Source organism: Emticicia sp. 21SJ11W-3 (assembly GCF_024138715.1).
Classification (GTDB): domain Bacteria; phylum Bacteroidota; class Bacteroidia; order Cytophagales; family Spirosomataceae; genus Emticicia; species Emticicia fluvialis.
In genome coordinates this window covers 999,783-1,018,528 of the sequence record NZ_CP092074.1, presented here as the reverse complement: position 1 = coordinate 1,018,528, position 18,746 = coordinate 999,783, and the positions used below count along the sequence as shown (strand labels likewise).

The 18,746-nt window shown below is 41.9% G+C and carries 21 protein-coding genes and 1 tRNA gene; 13 read left to right on the top strand and 9 right to left on the bottom strand.

Annotation, left to right across the window (positions count from 1 at the left end; translation table 11 throughout):
- Nucleotides 1–10 precede the first annotated feature (10 nt).
- The 11 genes from MB380_RS04330 to MB380_RS04280 all read left to right on the top strand — a co-directional run bounded on the left by MB380_RS04330 (nucleotide 11) and on the right by MB380_RS04280 (nucleotide 9,827).
- Nucleotides 11–658, top strand: a complete 648-nt coding sequence (locus tag MB380_RS04330; protein ID WP_253533591.1) for a TerB family tellurite resistance protein — start codon at nucleotides 11–13, stop codon at nucleotides 656–658.
- A 5-nt stretch (nucleotides 659–663) separates the two neighbouring features.
- Nucleotides 664–1,305 carry a TerB family tellurite resistance protein gene (locus MB380_RS04325; protein ID WP_253533590.1) on the top strand — a complete coding sequence of 214 codons (642 nt, stop codon included), beginning with the start codon at nucleotides 664–666 and terminating at the stop codon, nucleotides 1,303–1,305.
- Nucleotides 1,306–1,317: 12 nt separating this feature from the next.
- A complete protein-coding gene (gene traJ, locus MB380_RS04320; RefSeq protein ID WP_253533589.1) occupies nucleotides 1,318–2,523 on the top strand; it encodes a conjugative transposon protein TraJ in 1,206 nt (401 codons plus the stop codon).
- Between the two features lie 34 nt (nucleotides 2,524–2,557).
- Nucleotides 2,558–3,166, top strand: a complete 609-nt coding sequence (gene traK, locus MB380_RS04315) for a conjugative transposon protein TraK (RefSeq protein WP_253533588.1) — start codon at nucleotides 2,558–2,560, stop codon at nucleotides 3,164–3,166.
- A 13-nt stretch (nucleotides 3,167–3,179) separates the two neighbouring features.
- On the top strand, nucleotides 3,180–3,467 hold the full coding sequence (locus MB380_RS04310) for a hypothetical protein (RefSeq protein ID WP_253533587.1): 288 nt from the start codon (nucleotides 3,180–3,182) through the stop codon (nucleotides 3,465–3,467).
- Between the two features lie 236 nt (nucleotides 3,468–3,703).
- Nucleotides 3,704–4,963 (top strand): conjugative transposon protein TraM, encoded by a 1,260-nt coding sequence (traM, locus tag MB380_RS04305; RefSeq protein WP_253533586.1) that lies wholly within the window; start codon nucleotides 3,704–3,706, stop codon nucleotides 4,961–4,963.
- A gap of 28 nt (nucleotides 4,964–4,991) precedes the next feature.
- Entirely contained in the window at nucleotides 4,992–5,843 is an 852-nt protein-coding gene (traN, locus tag MB380_RS04300) for a conjugative transposon protein TraN (protein ID WP_253533585.1), read from the top strand.
- Nucleotides 5,844–5,874: 31 nt separating this feature from the next.
- Nucleotides 5,875–6,681 (top strand): hypothetical protein, encoded by an 807-nt coding sequence (locus MB380_RS04295; protein ID WP_253533584.1) that lies wholly within the window; start codon nucleotides 5,875–5,877, stop codon nucleotides 6,679–6,681.
- A 32-nt stretch (nucleotides 6,682–6,713) separates the two neighbouring features.
- Entirely contained in the window at nucleotides 6,714–7,751 is a 1,038-nt protein-coding gene (locus MB380_RS04290) for a hypothetical protein (RefSeq protein WP_253533583.1), read from the top strand.
- Nucleotides 7,752–7,754: 3 nt separating this feature from the next.
- Nucleotides 7,755–8,132: a hypothetical protein gene (locus MB380_RS04285; protein ID WP_253533582.1), complete on the top strand. Its 378-nt coding sequence runs from the start codon at nucleotides 7,755–7,757 to the stop codon at nucleotides 8,130–8,132.
- 123 nt (nucleotides 8,133–8,255) lie between these two features.
- Complete coding sequence (locus MB380_RS04280; RefSeq protein WP_253533581.1) at nucleotides 8,256–9,827, top strand: recombinase family protein; 1,572 nt, start codon at nucleotides 8,256–8,258, stop codon at nucleotides 9,825–9,827.
- 72 nt (nucleotides 9,828–9,899) lie between these two features.
- On the opposite strand, the gene MB380_RS21895 is transcribed toward MB380_RS04280, so the two are convergent.
- From MB380_RS21895 to MB380_RS04255, 6 genes are all read right to left on the bottom strand, one after another.
- Entirely contained in the window at nucleotides 9,900–10,031 is a 132-nt protein-coding gene (locus tag MB380_RS21895; RefSeq protein WP_310587367.1) for a hypothetical protein, read from the bottom strand.
- A gap of 33 nt (nucleotides 10,032–10,064) precedes the next feature.
- On the bottom strand, nucleotides 10,065–10,238 hold the full coding sequence (locus MB380_RS21890; RefSeq protein WP_310587366.1) for a hypothetical protein: 174 nt from the start codon (nucleotides 10,236–10,238) through the stop codon (nucleotides 10,065–10,067).
- Entirely contained in the window at nucleotides 10,228–10,446 is a 219-nt protein-coding gene (locus MB380_RS04270) for a hypothetical protein (protein ID WP_253533580.1), read from the bottom strand. The genes MB380_RS21890 and MB380_RS04270 overlap by 11 nt, the downstream gene beginning before the upstream one ends.
- Before the next feature lie 121 nt (nucleotides 10,447–10,567).
- Nucleotides 10,568–10,651: transfer RNA gene (locus MB380_RS04265), tRNA-Leu, on the bottom strand.
- Between the two features lie 241 nt (nucleotides 10,652–10,892).
- A complete protein-coding gene (murA, locus tag MB380_RS04260; RefSeq protein ID WP_253533579.1) occupies nucleotides 10,893–12,197 on the bottom strand; it encodes a UDP-N-acetylglucosamine 1-carboxyvinyltransferase in 1,305 nt (434 codons plus the stop codon).
- A gap of 41 nt (nucleotides 12,198–12,238) precedes the next feature.
- Nucleotides 12,239–12,934 carry a DUF4290 domain-containing protein gene (locus MB380_RS04255; protein WP_101727477.1) on the bottom strand — a complete coding sequence of 232 codons (696 nt, stop codon included), beginning with the start codon at nucleotides 12,932–12,934 and terminating at the stop codon, nucleotides 12,239–12,241.
- A 195-nt stretch (nucleotides 12,935–13,129) separates the two neighbouring features.
- On the opposite strand from MB380_RS04255, the gene MB380_RS04250 reads away from it, so the two are divergent.
- Both MB380_RS04250 and MB380_RS04245 read left to right on the top strand, forming a co-directional pair.
- Nucleotides 13,130–14,683 (top strand): glycoside hydrolase family 10 protein, encoded by a 1,554-nt coding sequence (locus MB380_RS04250; RefSeq protein ID WP_253533578.1) that lies wholly within the window; start codon nucleotides 13,130–13,132, stop codon nucleotides 14,681–14,683.
- A 6-nt stretch (nucleotides 14,684–14,689) separates the two neighbouring features.
- Entirely contained in the window at nucleotides 14,690–16,189 is a 1,500-nt protein-coding gene (locus tag MB380_RS04245; protein WP_253533577.1) for a lipopolysaccharide biosynthesis protein, read from the top strand.
- A 54-nt stretch (nucleotides 16,190–16,243) separates the two neighbouring features.
- On the opposite strand, the gene MB380_RS04240 is transcribed toward MB380_RS04245, so the two are convergent.
- The 3 genes from MB380_RS04240 to MB380_RS04230 all read right to left on the bottom strand — a co-directional run bounded on the left by MB380_RS04240 (nucleotide 16,244) and on the right by MB380_RS04230 (nucleotide 18,647).
- On the bottom strand, nucleotides 16,244–17,443 hold the full coding sequence (locus MB380_RS04240) for a sorbosone dehydrogenase family protein (RefSeq protein ID WP_253533576.1): 1,200 nt from the start codon (nucleotides 17,441–17,443) through the stop codon (nucleotides 16,244–16,246).
- A gap of 89 nt (nucleotides 17,444–17,532) precedes the next feature.
- Complete coding sequence (locus MB380_RS04235) at nucleotides 17,533–18,165, bottom strand: hypothetical protein (RefSeq protein ID WP_253533575.1); 633 nt, start codon at nucleotides 18,163–18,165, stop codon at nucleotides 17,533–17,535.
- Nucleotides 18,162–18,647, bottom strand: coding sequence for an RNA polymerase sigma factor (locus tag MB380_RS04230; RefSeq protein WP_253533574.1), 486 nt, complete (start codon nucleotides 18,645–18,647; stop codon nucleotides 18,162–18,164). The genes MB380_RS04235 and MB380_RS04230 overlap by 4 nt, the downstream gene beginning before the upstream one ends.
- Between the last annotated feature and the right edge of the window lie 99 nt (nucleotides 18,648–18,746).

The window sequence follows — 18,746 nt, the reverse complement described above, 5'->3', positions numbered from 1 at the left end:
AGAAATAGCCATGAAAAGAATGAAGATACTCATGTGTATACTGCTTTCTACGGTATCCGTGAGCAATGCCCAGAAAATGAAAGAATGGGTCAACCAAAAGAAAACACAGGTAGAATACCTGGTTCTTCAGATTGCAGCCAATCAGGTTTATCTGGAATATGTCAAGAAAGGATATCGGATTGCCAGAGACGGGCTGAATACAATCAGCTCTTTTAAACGCGGAGAATTTAACCTGCATGATGCCTTCTTTCAATCGCTAAAAACGGTAAACCCTGAAGTAAAGAGGTATGTCCGTATCGCAGAAACGGTTGACCTTCAGAGAAAGATTGTACAGGAGTACAGTAAATTGCTGAAGGTACTTACGGCGAATGATGCTTTTACGGTAGAAGAACTTGACTATGTCAGAAGAGTATTTAGCCGCTTGCTTGATGATTGTGGGCTGATGCTGGATGAACTAATCACTGTCACGACCAACGGGAAACTGGAGATGAAAGACGATGAGCGTATGGCAAGGATTGACAAGTTGTTTTCAGACATGCAGGATAAATATACTTTTTCACAAAGCTTTTCCGGTGAAACAAAAACAATGGCGGCCGGTCGTCTCCAGGAGAAAAATGATTTAAACACCAGCCGTGCCCTCCACGGCATAAACGATTGATTAACATGAAAAGAATGATGGTTATGGTATGCCTGCTGTTTGCTTTTGCCATACTTCCGGTACAAAAAGCATCTGCTCAGGCCGATGAAATTGCTCAATTACTTTTGAACCTGGAAAAGCTCAGGCAATTCCGTTCGATTCTCAAGCAAATGAAACAAGGCTATGAAATACTCACTGGTGGATATAATACAGTTATTAACATCGCTCAAGGGAATTTCAAGATTCATAAGGCATTCTTAGACGGATTGCTGGCAGTAAGTCCAGCAGTAAGGAAGTATAAGCGAGTGGCAGACATCATTGATTACCAGATTATCCTCGTTAAAGAATACAAGGATGCTCTGGGTCGCTTCCGGCAGGTTACTCATTTTACGCAGGAGGAACTGGCCTATATCACCGGCATTTATGATAACCTGTTGAAGCAAAGCCTTCGGAATCTGGACGAACTGACTGGTGTCATTACGGCGGGCAAGATGCGGATGAGTGATGATGAACGCCTGAAAGCCATTGATCGGATATTTGAGGACATGCAGGATAAGCTCGTGTTCCTTCGCGATTTCAACAGTAATACAACCTTACTGGCCGTACAAAGGGCTAAGGAAAAGAATGATGTAAAAACCATTCAGCACATCTATGGCATAAACAATTAAAAAAAATACAGAATGGCAAAGTGGAGAAGGGCTGTCTGCATGGCAGCAGCAGGGCTGATATTGCCCTTTATTTGTCAGGCCCAAGGGCTGGCTAATGAAATGAATGGTTTACATGCTGTGCTTGACCAGCTGTATAATGAGATGATGCCGCTTTGCAGCAGGCTCATCAGGGTAGGCCAATCTATCGCCGGTTTTGCGGCTACCTGGTATATTGCCTCCAGAATCTGGAGGCATATAGTGAATGCGGAATCGATTGATTTCTATCCACTGTTCCGACCGTTTGTAGTCGGTTTCTGTATCATGATTTTCCCTTCTGTTCTGGCGATGATCAACGGAGTGATGAAACCGACGGTTACTGCTACAGCCTCTATGGTAAAGGATTCAGACAAAGCCATTTCAGTACTTTTAAAAAGAAAAGAAGAAGCCATTAAGAAAACCAGCGCCTGGCAAATGTATGTGGGTGAAAACGGGCAGGGGGATCGGGACAGATGGTATAAATATACGCATGATGGCGCTAGTCCGGAAGGAGAAGGCATCTTTGACAGCGTAGGGAATGACATCAAATTTGCGATGTCCAAGGCGTCTTACAATTTCCGTAATTCAGTCAAGGAATGGTTGAGTGAAATACTCAGAATCCTCTTTGAGGCAGCAGCTTTGTGCATCAATACATTAAGAACTTTCCAGTTAGTGGTTCTAGCCATCATTGGCCCCCTGGCTTTCGGGATTGCTGTATTTGATGGTTTCCAACACACATTGACTGCCTGGATTGCCCGGTATATCAATATCTTTTTATGGCTTCCTGTCGCCAATATATTTGGCAGCATTATCGGGAAGATTCAGGAAAGCATGCTCAAACTGGATTTGAGCCAGATTAATCAGAACGGGGATACTTTTTTCAGTCGGACTGATATGGCCTACATCGTCTTTTTGATTATCGGCATTGTCGGCTACTTTACGGTTCCTTCTGTGGCCAATTATATCGTTCATGCAGGTGGTGGCGGAGCTTTCTCGCACCGGGTCACCAGTCTTTTCAGCAGTTCATCCAGAAGTGCTGTCAATACTACTTCTGCCGGAGTAAGCATGGCCGCTAGTACGATGGCCGGTACTGCCGGATACTTATACCAAAATATAGCCGGAAGCAGTCAACCGGATTCCAGTGCTGTCAGAGAAGGCAAATCTTCTACGTATATAGGTGACAGGATTAAGGGTAATTCTTAAAACCATTTTAAATATTCATACCATGTTTCGAAAAATGAAAAATATAGATACGGCATTCCGTTACGTTCGTGGCTTTACCATGCTGGTCATTTTTGGATGTGTATCTGTATGCGGATTTACCGTTTACAAAAGCTTAGGTCTGGTTTCACAGATGCAGGCCAGGATTTATATCCTTGCCAACGGGAAAGCACTGGAAGCCTACGCATCGGAGCGGAAAGACAATATTCCGGTTGAAGCCAGAGACCATGTAAAAACCTTTCATCAGTACTTTTTTACACTGGATCCGGACGATAAAGTCATTAAGGCGAATGTAACGAGAGCTTTGTATCTGGCCGATGAAAGTGCCAAACGGGTCTATGATAACCTGAAAGAGAACGGATTTTATTCCGGACTTATCTCCGGTAACATTAATCAGACCATCCGGGTAGACAGCGTGGCGGTGAATATCAGCGAATATCCCTATCATTTCAGGTGTTACGGCACCCAGAGCATTATCCGACCGACCAGCATTACGACCCGGAGCCTGACCACAGAAGGAGCGTTAAGGAATGTATCCCGAAGTGATAACAATCCACATGGATTTCTAATTGAAAGGTGGAATACGATTGAAAACCGCGATTTGAAAACTGAAAACAGACGATAAAACTAAAACAATCATGGGATTATCTTTTAAACGAAAACGGATGCAGCCTCCAGTCTCACAAGCGAGTGATGATGCTTCTTCAAAGGCAAAATACTCAGCCCGAACCCTGCAGAAGGACTGGGCAAACTGGATGTCAAAACGTACATCAAATTTCAAACGCCGCCATTGGCTGATTGCACTGGCACTGTTCATCCTTGTCGCAGGCGGTTACAATTGTTACCTCATCATCGATAGCATCTTTTCCAAAGGGCGTGTTATTTTTTCGATTTATCCGATACACAGGTTATTGTTTTTCAGTTAAACCGGAGAGGCTGCTTCCAAGCCGTTTTTTCAACTGCCTCCTGGGGAATATGAGCGTATTCATCATTTCAGGCTGCATATGGACAGCCTTGCAGCCAGCCCATCCGGAAAGAAAGTGCATGACAGCATCCTTCTGTACCGTCCGGGATTAATGGACAGTGTACTGTTTATCGAAAAGTATTACAAGCGGCCGAACGCAGATAAGCCATTAAACAAACCTTTAAAAACAGATTAATTATGAAAAAACAAGTCAAATCACCGAGAATGCTCAGGCAGCGTCAATTCTTTATGGTACTGCCTGTATTAATTCTGCCCTTCATCACACTGATATTTTGGGCATTTGGTGGAGGAAAAGTTCAGCAAAGCAGCGCGCAAAGTTCCTTGCAAACCGGTCTCCTATTGGACCTACCTTATGCAACGCTGAAAGATGACCATGCACTGACCAAACTTGATTTTTATAATCAGGCACAGGCAGATTCGGCAAAACTCAAAGAGCTCATGAAAAACGATCCCAATTACAGGAAATCAGCGCTCAATGGCAAGAAAGATACTTTAATAGCAGGCGCTCTAAACACCTCCCTGAACAGCCATACCAGATACAATGACGCAAATGAAGAAAAAATCTACCAGAAGCTTGCACAGTTGGATCGGGAGTTAAACGATAGTTCCAGTCCTAGTTTACCTAATCCTTATGTATCTCCCTCATTTGTTGGAAACTCAGGTAACAGCATGCATTCAGCAGATATTGATCGCCTGGAACAAATGATGAAGACGATGACTGATCCGGGAAAAGAGGATGAGGAAATGAAACAGATTAACAGTGTATTAGAAACGATTCTGGACATTCAGCATCCAGAACGGGTTCAGCAAAGGTCAAGTGAAAATACTGCACAACAAAAAGGAAGTGTTTACCCAGTCACAACTACTGCGAAGGAACTCCCTGTTTCCCTACTCAGTACGGATGGTGAGAATAATCGGATGGCGAATGGTTTCTATTCACTGACCGACACCTATACAGGAGAGAATGTTCAGAATGCAATTGAAGCCGTTATCCACGAAAACCAGACACTAGTCAATGGCTCAACAGTAAAACTCAGATTGATTAATGATGTGGTCATCAATGGTGTGATTATTCCTAAAGATAATTTTCTATTCGGAACGGCACAATTGAATGGAGAAAGATTGGAAATACAGATTAATAGCCTACGCTACAATCAATCCCTCTTTCGGGTTGACTTGTCTGTCTATGATCTGGATGGATTGGCAGGAATTTATATTCCGGGAGCTATCAATCGTGATGTGGCCAAAGAATCTGCTGACCGGTCGATTCAGACCATAGGTCTGAGTTCGTTGGATTCTTCGTGGGAAGCACAGGCAGCCACTGCCGGAGTTCAGGCTGCAAAATCCTTACTAAGCAGAAAAATAAAGTTAGTCAAGGTTACGGTGAAAGCAGGATACCAGGTGCTTTTGTATGACGAAAAACAGAAACAGAATTAATTATTTTAAAACTTAAAAGTTCATTAAGATGAGAACAGTTAGTGTAGCAAGAATTATGTATGTAGGCGTATTTCTCACTTATATAAATGCACATGCGCAACAATCTGACCAAAGCATTCCTTCCAGGGAATTGCAGATTACATATGCTAAAACAACGAACATTGTTTTTCCCTATGCTATCAAAAGTGTGGATAGAGGGAGCAAAGAAGTATTAGTTCAGAAAGCGGGGGGAATAGAGAATATCCTTCAATTAAAAGCCGCAAAACAAGATTTCGAGGAAACGAATCTAACGGTTGTGACAGCAGATGGCAGACTATATTCTTTTACGGTAAACTATGCCGATAGTCCAACATTATTAAATCTTTCGATAGCGACGGAGAACCAGACAAATGGAACTATACAGTTTGTTTCCGAAATAATCAATGCAGCAGAAGTTCGGTTAGATGTGGGTGTGATAGCCAATTCTGATAGAAAAACGACCAGAAAAAGGGATTGGAAGTTTGGAATTACGCTGTTACTAGACGGGCTATTTATCAGAGATAATATCATCTATTATCGGCTAAAATTGAAGAATGACACAAATCTCGGCTTTGATGTTGACCAGTTACGCTTTTTCATCCGCGACCAGAAAAAAGCTAAACGAACCGCCTCGCAGGAAATAGAGATAAAGCCTGTATATGTAGAGGGCAATATTGATAGGATTTCAGGGAAGACTCAGCAGGTAGTCGTTTTTGCACTCCCTAAATTCACCATTCCCGACAAGAAGTACCTGGCGATACAGCTCATGGAAAAGAATGGAGGCAGACATCTGGACTTAAAGGTACAAAACAAGACCATTGTCCGGGCTAAGCCTGTTAAGGGACTATACACATCCGATTAAATCACTTTTAAACGCTAAATAGATGGAAGTCATGAATCAGAAAAATTTTGAATACCTGCGGGACCAGATCAAGTTCACAGGTTTCGGAGAAAGCCTGGAAGATAAACTGAAAACGGCGATTGAAAAGGGCACGCAGGAGTTTAAGCTCCACCATTATACACAGTATGGCAATGATACGGTAAATTCGGAATTAAATTTTAGTAAGTCTAAACAAAGTGACCTATATTTTTTTAATTCCTATCAGGTCAGTTTACAAAAAGAAGGGGCTTCAGAAAAAATGGAGCAACACTTCTATATCAATAAGGGTAATAGTATTGCGCTCAAAGAGGCCTACAATCTCATGAGTGGCAGGGCTGTGAATAAAGATCTGACTAATAAAGAAGGACAGGTTTTTAACGCCTGGATACAGATGGACTTCAAACAGAGCAGTGAAAATGGCAACTTCAAGCTGAAGCACTATCACCAGAACTATGGATATGACCTTGAAGCAAGTTTAGCAAAATATCCCATCAAGGAACTGACCCATGAAGAATTTAAGAATAATCTGATTGAGTCGCTGAAAAAAGGTAATCTTCAATCGGTAACCTTTCAGAAGGAAGGAACGGACCAGAAACATTATATCGAGGCCAGTCCGCAATTCAAGACCATTCACATTTATGATAGTAACATGCAAAGGTTGGATAACCGGCAGGCCAAGATAGAAAAACAAACTATAGGAGAAAGACAGTATGCTAATCAGGATAGTAAGAAAGAGAAGCAATCAGCCGGTGATGAGGATGGCCCGGAAGTCCACCAGGCTTCTAAACGAAAAAAGAGAAAACAGTCTCAGGCATTCTGAATCAATGCTGAAACCTTGAAAATAGTACAAGCATGAAAAACCGGGTAGAAATGGAGCTGAACCAATGGCGAAGCCGGGAAGAACGTTTCAGTAAACTGTTCTCCTTTAGTCTTTCAACCAACGGGACTTTGTTAAGAGAAAAGTTGCATTACTATGAACGTGTAGCAGCAAAGTACAAAGGCACTTATGACCCGGACGAGCGCTTCGCCTTACATATATTATCGCAGGAAAGCAGGAGGATGGAAAAACAACTGTACCCTAACCTCTTTATTCGCCTGTTTCGCAGACTACTGGTAACTCCTCTACGGGAACAGTCTTTCATTCTCAAAGATACAAGGGCAAGGGGTATTGAACAAAACAGCCGGTCTTTACTGGTACAATTACAACAGGCTGGTTTTCCTAACCTTTTTTCTAAGTTAGAGGAACAGCTAAAGCAGGGCCAGGATCAGTTTTCTATTCCCTTATCTTATTATGCCAATGAAAAAGAAAGGATGCAACATCATCTTACTTTTTCCAGGGATCAGGTGGAGAATTATCAGTTAACTGGTTTTCAGACAAAGTTGTACGATGACACTCAGACCGGTGCAGCGAGGCAACACTACTTTGAGCTAAAGGAAAGCATGGACGTTAACCTTGCGTACCAACTCTTGAAAGGTCGTGCCATTCAAAAAGAGGATCGCTGGATTCAACTCGACTTTAATGATAAGGATGCACAGAGCAATTACCGGGTAAAAGTATTTCATTCCTCTTTCGGATATGACCTCCATAAGGTACTTCTGGATTTGCCCATAAAAGAATTGCAAGAAAAGGATACAGCCAATCAGTTACTGGATAGGTTAAAGCAAGGTATTCGGGAGGCAGTAAGTTTCCTTCGTGATGGTAGAGAGTATCGGTATTATATTGAGGCCAATCCTCAATTCAATTCAGTGAATATTTATGATGAACATTCCAGGAAAATAACGCTTTCTACGGCTATGGGCAACAAAACCATGGAGGCTTTGAAAGTTACCCATAAGGTCAACGAGCAACAAGTGCAGATCAAACGGAACGGGATGAAAGTATACCACTAAAGTATGGTTGAAGCTACGGAAATATTGAAACCCTTATCTGATTTCTTTTCGGCGATTGAAAAGGATCCCCGCATCAGTATTACCCATATTGGTATTTATGCTGCATTGCTTCAATATTGGAAAAAAAAGGATTTGATAAATCCGGTTATTGTGTTTAGCCATGAGATTATGCAGATCGCTAAAATTTCATCTCCTGCAACCTATTTTAAGAGTGTAAGGGATCTTAGTGACTTCGGATACATTCATTATGAACCATCCTTAAAGAAAAACCAGGGTAGCAGAATTTATTTTTTAGAAAAACATGAGGGGTATGGAAGAAGTTGGAAAAAAGACATTCCCGGTTCAACGGGTCATGGAGATATTCAAAGAAGAAGGGATTGAGCTTACAATTCACCAAGCCGAAAAAATATTGGAATTCTCCCAAAAATTGATTAATATCGTAATTAATAAATGTTTGACAGGGCTTATTCCTGCCAAATCAACGACTAGCCTCAGGGAAGTATCATGAAAATAGCAGATTTATACATCAGGGTCAGCACCGATGAGCAGGCCGATAAAGGTTATTCTCAACGTGTACAGGAGGAGATGCTACGTAAATACTGTGAGATCAACATGATCTCAATCAGGAAAGTTGTTTTTGAAGACTATTCGGCAAAGACTTTTGAGCGCCCGGCTTGGAAAGGTCTTCTTGACGACCTCAAAAAACAAAAAGGAAAGGTCAATCTAGTACTCTTTACCAAATGGGACCGTTTCAGCCGGAATGCTGGCGATGCCTATCACATGATTGCCATTTTGAGAAAATTAGGTGTAGAGCCACAAGCCATTGAACAACCCCTTGACCTTTCTATCCCTGAAAATAAAATGATGCTAGCGTTCTACCTAGCTGCACCGGAAGTCGAGAATGACCGGAGGGCTCTCAACACAATCGATGGTATGAGAAGGGCCCAGAAAGAAGGAAGATACATGGGCGTTGCTTCTGTAGGATATATCAACCGAATTTCTGAATCAGGAAGAAAGTATATTGCCATCGATCAGCCTCAGGCAGATTTACTCAAACAGGCTTTTGAAGAAGTTGCTACGGGAATCTACGCTCTGGAAGAAGTTCGTAAGCGAGCAGTCCGAAAAGGCTTGAAATGTTCAAAAACCTCTTTTCGGAGAGCTCTTGAAAATCCGGTTTATTTTGGAAAAATTGAATTGAAAGCGTATCGTGATGAAAAAGCCAGGCTAGTAGATGAGCAGCATGAAGCCTTGATATCCGAAAAGCTGTTCTATGATATCCAGGATGCTATTGACGGAAGACGAAAGCGACAACGCCCTAATGTGAAGGAATTATCCAATGATGCATTTGAGCTGAGGGGATTTTTAAAATGTCCCAAATGCGGAAAGATGTTAACAGCAAGTGCATCCAAGGGAAGGAATGCACGCTATTCTTATTATCACTGTCGCGCATCTTGTGGAGTACGCTATTCAGCCCCTTTAGTGAATGAAGCCTTTCTTCGTGAACTTCAAAAATTCAAACCCAGAAAAGCCACTATCTGCCTCTTCAGAGAATTGGTTATTGGAGAATTCTCCAGTCAGATAAAAAACCAACAAAATGAAAAAAAGCGAGTTTTGGACGAAATTCAAAAACAGAATAACCGATTAACAAAAGCTAGGGAACTACTTTTGTCTTCTATTTTGGATGCTAAAGATTACAAGAGCATCAGAAGTGAGGCCGAAGATCAACTGCTGAAACTGGAGGCAAGACTAATAGAGGCTACTAAACAAAATCAGAATACGCTGAATCTTGAATTCCGGGTTGAAAAAGTTATTTCAGTTCTCTCAAACTTGGGCGAAATTTATCAAAAAGCCGACATAAATAGTAAGAGGGAAATCATCGGTTCGATTTACCCTCAAAAACTTGAGTTTTCAGAAAATAATTGTCGAACCACCCAAATCAATGAAGTTGCATCACTTATCTATCACATTAACAGCACTTTAGCTCAACAAAAAACCGGAACTTCTGATGAAAAATCATCTAAGTTCCGGTTAGTACCCAGAGCCGGAGTCGAACCGGCCTGCCCTTGCAGGCATTGATGTTTGAGACCAAGGCGTCTACCGATTCTATTACATAAAAATTCAAACTACTGTAATATTTCTTTTACCAATTTACTCAATACCTCTTTCTATAACTTTTAGCAGTTCATTTTTTGTAATATTTTCCTCCTCCGACTTATCATAAATGGTAACTAAATAAACAAACTCCATATCCTGATGGCGTTCAATAAAATAGGTTATCACACGAAATCCTCCACTTTTGCCACCACCTTTGCTCTAACTACCTAACCGTATCTTAAAAAGCCCTGCTCCTAAATTAGTACCCAACTTAGGATTTTCTATTAAAGTATTGGATAATGCCCTTAGTTCATTGGGCAATGACTTATACTTCTTGGCAAGTCTTTTAAACTCTTTATCAAATTTGGCAAGGGTTTGAATTTCAATTGCCATTTTCCAGTTCTTTAAAAAGTTCTGAGATAGGACGAGCTTTTATTTTCCCTTCTCGCAGCAGTTTAACCTCTTTAAGCCCTTTTTTTAAACTTTTAATTGCAACTGAAACCGTTTCTTCACTATCAGCAATAATAAGTGCTTTTAGCTCTTTCTGTACCTTTATGGGCAGAACTTTGTATTGTTCATATAAAATCTCTGCAGTACTCATAAGTTTATTATTTAGTAAATCTTTAATGGCTACTTGTTACTCATATCACAATTTACAAAGAATACCAAACAAAAAAAAGAGGTCTAAACAATTCGTTAAAATTATCTAAACCTCTTTAAAGTACCCAGAGCCGGAGTCGAACCGGCATGCCCTTGCAGGCATTGGTGTTTGAGACCAACGCGTCTACCGATTCCGCCATCTGGGCATGTACTACGGTATTAATCGAATTGGGACTGCAAAGGTATGAGTTAACAATTACAATTCAAAACCCAAGCAGAAAAAAATTAGTGATTGAGTGAATGATTGATTTAGTGATTATTTTTATTACTAAAGCCACAATGTACACCAATGCGCTAGGTAACACGATTATTCGTCGCAGGGGCGGCCACTAATTGGCAATTTACGATTAAATTACTCATTCACTAAGTCACTCATTCACTCAATTCTTAAATCCTCACTATCTCCGCCCCTATTGCGTTCAGGCGTTTGTCTATGAACTGATACCCACGGTCTATCTGTTCTATATTATCGATGATGCTCGTTCCCTCGGCAGACATCGCTGCAATCAGTAGCGATACCCCTGCACGTATATCAGGGGAGGTCATACGGATGCCTCTGAGTTTATGCTCGCGGTTCAGACCTATTACGTTGGCACGGTGCGGGTCACAAAGGATAATCTGTGCGCCCATGTCAATCAGTTTATCAACAAAGAACAGGCGGCTCTCAAACATCTTCTGGTGTATCAGCACCGTTCCTTTGGCCTGAATGGCCGTTACCAGTACAATAGAAATCAGGTCGGGCGTGAAACCCGGCCATGGCGCATCATAAATGGTAAGAATAGAGCCATCAATCAAAGAACTTATCTCGTAATGTGTCTGTGCCGGAATATGTATATCATCTCCTCTGAACTCCATCTGTATGCCCAGTTTTCTGAACACATCCGGGATAATCCCCAGCTCAGGTATGCGGCAATTTTTAATCGTAATTTCAGATTGTGTCATGGCTGCCAGGCCAATAAAACTACCAATCTCAATCATATCCGGCAGCATGGTATGCTCACAGCCGTGCAGTTCTTTTACACCTTCAATGGTAAGCAGGTTGGATCCCACACCACTTATTTTGGCGCCCATGCTGTTCAGCATTTTGCTTAGCTGTTGCAGATAAGGCTCACATGCGGCGTTATAAATGGTGGTGGTGCCTTCGGTCATTACGGCAGCCATCAGCACATTGGCGGTTCCGGTTACCGAAATCTCGTCCATCCACACATAAGCTCCTTTCATTTTGCCACCCTCAACGGTATAGAACGCGTCGTTCGGGTCATAAATAAACTCGGCGCCCAGTTTCTGAAACCCCGTAAAGTGGGTATCCAGCGGCCGGCGGCCTATTTTATCACCACCCGGGCGTGGTGCCTTTCCTTTGCCAAAACGAGCCAGCATAGGCCCCAGAAGCATGATAGACCCACGCAAGGCAGAGGCCTTCTCCTTATATTCAGGGGTCTCGAAATAATCAAAGTTCACGTTATCAGCCTGAAAACGATACGAGCCCTCGCCTACTTTTTCGCGGCGCACGCCCATGTCTTCCAGTAACTCCATGAGTTTGTTTACATCTCTGATAGCCGGAATATTATGGATGGTCACAGGTTCTTTGGTCATCAACACAGCACATACAATCTGCAATGCCTCGTTTTTTGCCCCCTGCGGTATAATTTCTCCTTGTAGTTTTTTACCTCCTGTAATCTTGAAAGATGCCATATAGTAGAAATATCTTGCGTTCCGAAAGGTCTCCCCTTCTTCTATCTTCTTCGTTTGTTGTTATTGCTATTGTTGTTGTTATTGTTTTTATAGCCTCCGCCATTATTGAAATTCTTGTTGCGGTTATTGCGGTCGCCACGGTCGCGGTTATCGCGTGAGTGCCCCTGGGCCTGTTGGGGTTGTGGTATACGCTGGCGGCTACCGTTACCATCTTTAGGCGACGACTCCATGAGCCCGTCACGCCGTAATTCATCAATTTCTCGCTGGAATCTGAAGCCAGACAACTCCAGAATCTGTTGCAGGCAATCTTCGGCTTCAATGCTGTCTTTGTTCCAGGTCTGGTAAAAACCTTTCATCAGACGCACCATGTATGAAATAAAGGCCTTGCGGTCTTCAAAGTCTTCGGTTATCATGGCTTTCAGCACCAGTAGCTCCAGGTTGCGGCCATAAAAACGGTGTTTCAAAGGATGCTGGTTGTAAGGCACTGTCATGGGCCTTTTACCTAGTATCTCCTTCGGAGGGGGTGGAAACGGACTGTCAACATCAAGGTCAAAATTGGCTATGACGTAGAGGTCATCCCACAGTTTTTTAGAATAGTCGATGCCTTCACGCATGTTAGGGTGAATCTGGCGCATCAATTCTATCAATATATGGGCATATTTAGTACGCTGGTCTTTGTCTGGCAGACTGACAATGTACTCGGTTAATTTCTGAATGTTACTTCCGTATTCTTTCACAATAATTAATGTAAATTGAGTGATACAAATCCCAGCAAAAGAGATTTCATAAAAAAGCAGATAATATTAAGGCTTTTCTACCATTAATAATGCTAATAGTCTAACATTATTGCAAAACATAGCAAAAGTAACAAAAATTAGCCGTTGGGTTAAATTTTTATCTATTTTTGAATAAAATTTCAATATCCGCTTTTGATGATTCTGAAAAAAATTGCCTGCTTCCTGGTTATCTATGCTTTCCTGAGCGGTTGCAGTACCAAAATCACCCAGCAATATATTTCAAGGTCTCCGGGGCCTAAGCGCGAATTCCGGGCGGTATGGGTGGCCACCATCGATAACATCGACTGGCCTTCTCGCAAAGGATTACCAACAAATGCACAGCAACAGGAGTTCAGAACCATGCTCGATAAACAGCAAAGCTACGGAATGAATGCCGTGCTGGTGCAGGTAAGAGCAGCCTCAGACGCGTTCTATGCCCAAAGTAAAGAGCCGTGGTCTGAATGGCTCACAGGCACACAAGGTAAAGCTCCGGCTCCGTTTTACGACCCAATGGTCTTTATGATTGACGAAGCGCACCAGCGCAACATGGAGTTTCATGCCTGGCTGAATATGAACAGAGGCACCCACAAGGCATCTAAAAGCATAACTAAAGACCATATTACTATTACAAAGCCGGAGTGGTTTCTGACTTATGACAAGCAGAAACTATTTAATTTGGGCATACCCGAAGTGAGGGCTTATATTACAAATGTGGTGCTGGATATTTTGCGGAATTATGAAGTAGACGGTATTCATTTCGATGATTATTTTTATCCGTACCCGGCGGCAAATGAAAAACTGAAAGACGAAGCCACTTTTAAAAAGTACAAGGGGAGTTTTAAAAATATTGAAGACTGGCGACGCAACAACGTTGATTTAACCGTTAAGTCTATCAGTGAAGGTATAAGGGCAATTAAGCCCAAAGTAAAGTTTGGTATAAGTCCGTTTGGAGTATGGAGAAACGTATCTGCCGACGCCAGTGGTTCTGCAACTGCCGGAGGGCTGTCTTCTTATGACAATCTGTATGCCGATACTAAAAAGTGGATACAAAACGGGTGGATTGATTACATAGCCCCACAGGTATATTTTAGTTTTGAGTTTGGTAAGGTGCCCTACCAAAACCTGACAGACTGGTGGACCAAAAATGCGTTTGGAAGACATTTGTATATTGGCCATGCGGTTTATCGTGTAAAAGCTGGCAGCAATGAACCAGGCTGGGAGAAAGCCGACCAGATTGCAAGGCAAATAAGGTATAACCGGGCAAAACCGCAGATTTCCGGCAGTATTTATTTCAGTGCAAAACCTTTGAGCAAGAACGAATTATCGGTAGCCGATTCAGTCAGAAATCTTTATGCTTATCCGGCTCTACCCCCGGCTATGCCCTGGAAAGACAACATACCACCCAACGCCCCTGAAAAACTGAAAGCCCTGAAAGCCAGCGACCTTGGCGTATCTATAACCTGGGAATTACCTTCGGCAAAAGCAAAAGACGGCGACGAAATAAAGGCATTTGTTGTATATAGATTCGACAAAAATGAAAAAATGAATCTGGATAACCCGGCGAAAATTCTGGCAATTGTAAGAAACGAAGGCAAACCGGGCTATATTGACCAAAATTATGAGTCGCGGAAATCATACGTATATGTAGTTACTGCACTTGATAGACTCAATAATGAGAGTGCCATCAGTAATGTTATAAGTGTTAAATAAATATTTATGAATGTCATAAAAAAACAGGCCTTTATCAGCACCATCTTCTCTTATGCAGGGGTATTGGTTGGCTTTATTTCCTGGTTTTTTGTTTTTCCTAATTTCTTTAAAAAAGAAGAAATAGGCTTGCTACAGGTATTACTTTCTTACATGTATGTAATGGTTCAGCTTTCGTCCTTGGGCTTTAATGCCGCGGGGAGCCGGTTTTTTGTTCGTTTCAGAGATGCCAAAAAAGGGCATAACGGTTTTTTGTTTCTGGGGCTTGCTGTTGGCATTACAGGTTTTCTTTTTTGCAGCATAGGCGTATATTTTCTAAAAGACTGGATGATTGCCCGTAAAGGTGAAAACAATCTTTTGGCCGACAATTTCTATTTTCTGTTACCCATTACATTTGCCACGCTGCTATTCAACTTGTTTGATAATTATGCCAAAAACCTGTATGAAACCGTAACTGGCACTTTCCTGTCGCAGTTTTTACAACGCTTCCTGCTGCTGGCTTCATCGTTTCTGGTGGTTTTCCATGTGCTCGATTTCGCACAATATATCTGGGTATGGGTACTGGCCTTTTCTTTTTATGTTATACCCATGATATGGAAGGCATCAAAACTGGATGGGTTTTCATTAAAACCGGATTTTTCGTTGCTGACACCCCAGTTTATCAAACAGTTTGCCACCTACAGCATACTTACAATTCTGACGGGTTTTTCGTCGATGATTATCCTTTACATCGACAAAATTATGCTGGCAGAGATTTCAACCTTAGAGGAAACCGGTATTTACAGTACAGCCGCCTTCTTTGGTAGCGTAATGGGCATGTCTCTACTGGCGCTCAATAAGGCCTCAGCACCTATTATTGTAGACTCTTTTGCAGCCAATGACCTGAAAAACATTGACACCATTTACCGCAAAAGCTGTACTACTTCGCTGATTGTCGGTTGCTGGATTTTTCTGGGTATTTACCTAAATATTGACAATTTGTTTGCGTTTTTGCCAGCAGGTTATGAAGAAGGAAAGTGGGTAATAATTATATTGAGTTTAGGTAAATTATTTGACCTGGCTACGGGATTAAACGGCACCATACTGACGCTTTCGCCTTACTATAAGTATGACACCTACATTATGATTAGCCTGATAGGGCTGACGGTATTTCTGAACTGGTTGCTGATTCCGATGTATGGCATTAACGGTGCTGCTTTTGCGCTGGCGTTATCTACTATTTATTATAACGCTGTACGTTATGCATTTGTATGGTGGAAACTGGGTATGCAGCCTTTCACGATTGACATACCCAAAGTTCTGCTTATAATGATTGTAGCTGGTTTTGTTATAAGCCTGTTGCCAACTTTGGGAGGAAATAAATTCAGAACAGTGATAGATATAGTGTATCGTTCGGCAGGTGTTACTTTACTTTATGGTGTAATTATTTATTGGAGCAAGGTTTCACCAGAATTGAACGGAGCCATGACGAATCTGTGGAAAGCTATAGTGAAATTAGGAAAAAAATAAACCTCAGCTAGCTCTCTCTAAAATTGAAAGAGCTAATTGAGGTTATTACTTGTTCTATTTCTTCTGCAAGGTATATATTTTGCCCGCGCTATAATCGAGTATATAAAGCTCTTTGGCGGCGTCTTCACCAAAGGCAGAAACTTTACTTACGTTACTGAATTTGTCGCCACTATCGGTTGCTTTTGAGCCGTCGTATTTCAGAGACCATATTTTACCGCTCACATAATCGCCGAATACATACTTACCTGCCAGGTCTGGCAGTTTGGTGCCTCTGTAAACCACACCACCTGTTACCGACCGGCCGTCAGTACCCTGATTATACGCCCAGACAGGGGCTATCAGGTTAGCCTGATTACAATTGGCGTTGGCATCAAAGCAACGGTTGCCTTCTTTTATTTTCCAGCCATAATTACCTCCTTTGGTTACAATATCTATTTCTTCTACCTCATTCTGGCCTACATCTGCTACCCAAAGGTTATTATTGGTATAGTCAAAACTAAAGCGCCAAGGATTCCGCAAGCCATAAGCATAAATCTCTTCTCTGAAACCTTCACTATTACCTGCATAAGGATTATCCGCCGGAATTGTATACGTTCCGCTTTCGGAGGCAATTACATTAATACGCAGAATTTTACCTAGCAGATTCTTGCGGTTTTGTGCGTTGTTTTGCGGGTCTCCTCCACTACCGCCATCGCCCGTGGCTATATACAAATAACCATCAGCGCCAAAGGCCAGCTTGCCTCCGTTATGGTTGGTATAGGGTTGGTCGAAAGTAAGTAATATTTTCTCACTTCCGGCATCTGCCGTCTGAGCACCCGAATTAACCTTAAAGCGGGCAATAACCGTTTGCCGAGTGGGGGTATTACGCGTATAATTGACATAAAAATAGCCATTATTCTTAAAATCAGGATGGAAAGCCAGGCCAAGTAAGCCCATTTCTCCTCCTGCATCTACCTTACTATCAATATCCAAAAATACACTAGCCTGTGCGGTTGATGTGGCATTATCAAATACCCTTATAACTCCCCGTTGCTCTGCTACATACAATTTACTGGTACCGTCTGAGGCGTGGGTAAGCTCAACAGGGTCGTCGAAAGTCAAATTCGGGAATGCAACCACAGCCTGGTATTCTCCGGCTGTGGGGTTGGGAGCAGAATCATCGGGTTTATTAATTGAATCAGAGGCTGACTCACAACTAAAACCCCAAAAGGCGATTATGGCCGTATAGAAGATGAACGTGCTTATTTTTTTCATATAAGTTCTGGATTTTTATGAATAAACGCATCAGCCGCCCGAAATGATTTAAAAATTTGCAGAAACCACTAAAAAAATGGAACCAGCTATCAATTTAATTGCTCAAGCTCGGCAGAAAGGGCCTCCAATTCTTGCAAATCTTCTTTAAAACCAGCACTTTTAGGATTCTTGAATGCCCCCAGTTTAAAAGCCAAAAAATAAATCAGCAAGCAGATACCTATCGGGATGGCCGTATCTATCAGTGCAGCCTGTAAACTCATTTTCTCTAGTTTTTTAGGCAGGAACGACAGCACTGTAAAACAACCGGAAACCAACATGATTATACCAAACCAGCTTTCAAACTTTTTGTTCTTTTCATATTCCCTGATGACTTTTTTCAGAAAAGCGCCCAGGGTGGTGCTGTTCATGTCTGTTTCCAGAATCATCTGGCTCTTGAAGACAGTCCACAATGCCATCAGAATGCCAATTGCCAGAAAAGCGAACGGAGCAAACTGCATTGTATAAGTGAAATCGAAGGGGTTGCCTGTAAAAACAGCGCCGAGTATCACAAGTTCAAATACCAGCAGAACAAAGAAAAACCTGTTTTCTCTTCTTATTTGTGCTACTCTTGACCTGGACCGCTCACGAATTATACCTACCACCAGTTTTTCGGTAAGTAACTGAGAGGTTTGTAATTTAAGGTCATACGCCTGCCAGGCCGATTTTAATTCTTCCAGATTCATGTTCTTTTCGTTTGAATGATTTTTTCTAATTTAACTTTAATACGGTTCAGCCTTACCCCTACGTTTGAGTTCGTTATACCAATAATTTCGGCAATTTCATCGTAGCTTTTATCATCCAGATATAACATAATCAACGCCTTTTCGATTTCAGACAAGTGCTCAATGGCCTGCCTCAATACCCCGGCGTTATCATAATCTTCAATTGCCATGTCGGGTATCTGAAATTCTTTGTCTGACAGCGCCTTGCGCTCAGGCTTTCTGGTTTCTTTTCTGAAGTTTGAAATAGCCGTATTCAGCGCCACTCTGTACAGCCAGGTAGTGTGTCTCGATTCATTTCTGAAACCGGGGTAAGATGTCCATAACTGCAAAACAATTTCCTGAAAAAGGTCTTTTTTGTCGTCATCGTCATGGCAATACAAATTACATACTTTGTATATGAGGCCTCTGTTTGTATTAATCAAGCCGATAAATTCTTTTTCCATTGTCAGTTACATTGTTTAAACAATTAGTCGCGGGGCGGGTAAAAAACTTACATTAAAGCCGATATTTTTTCTACACAAAGGTTCTTTTGTTAAAGATAT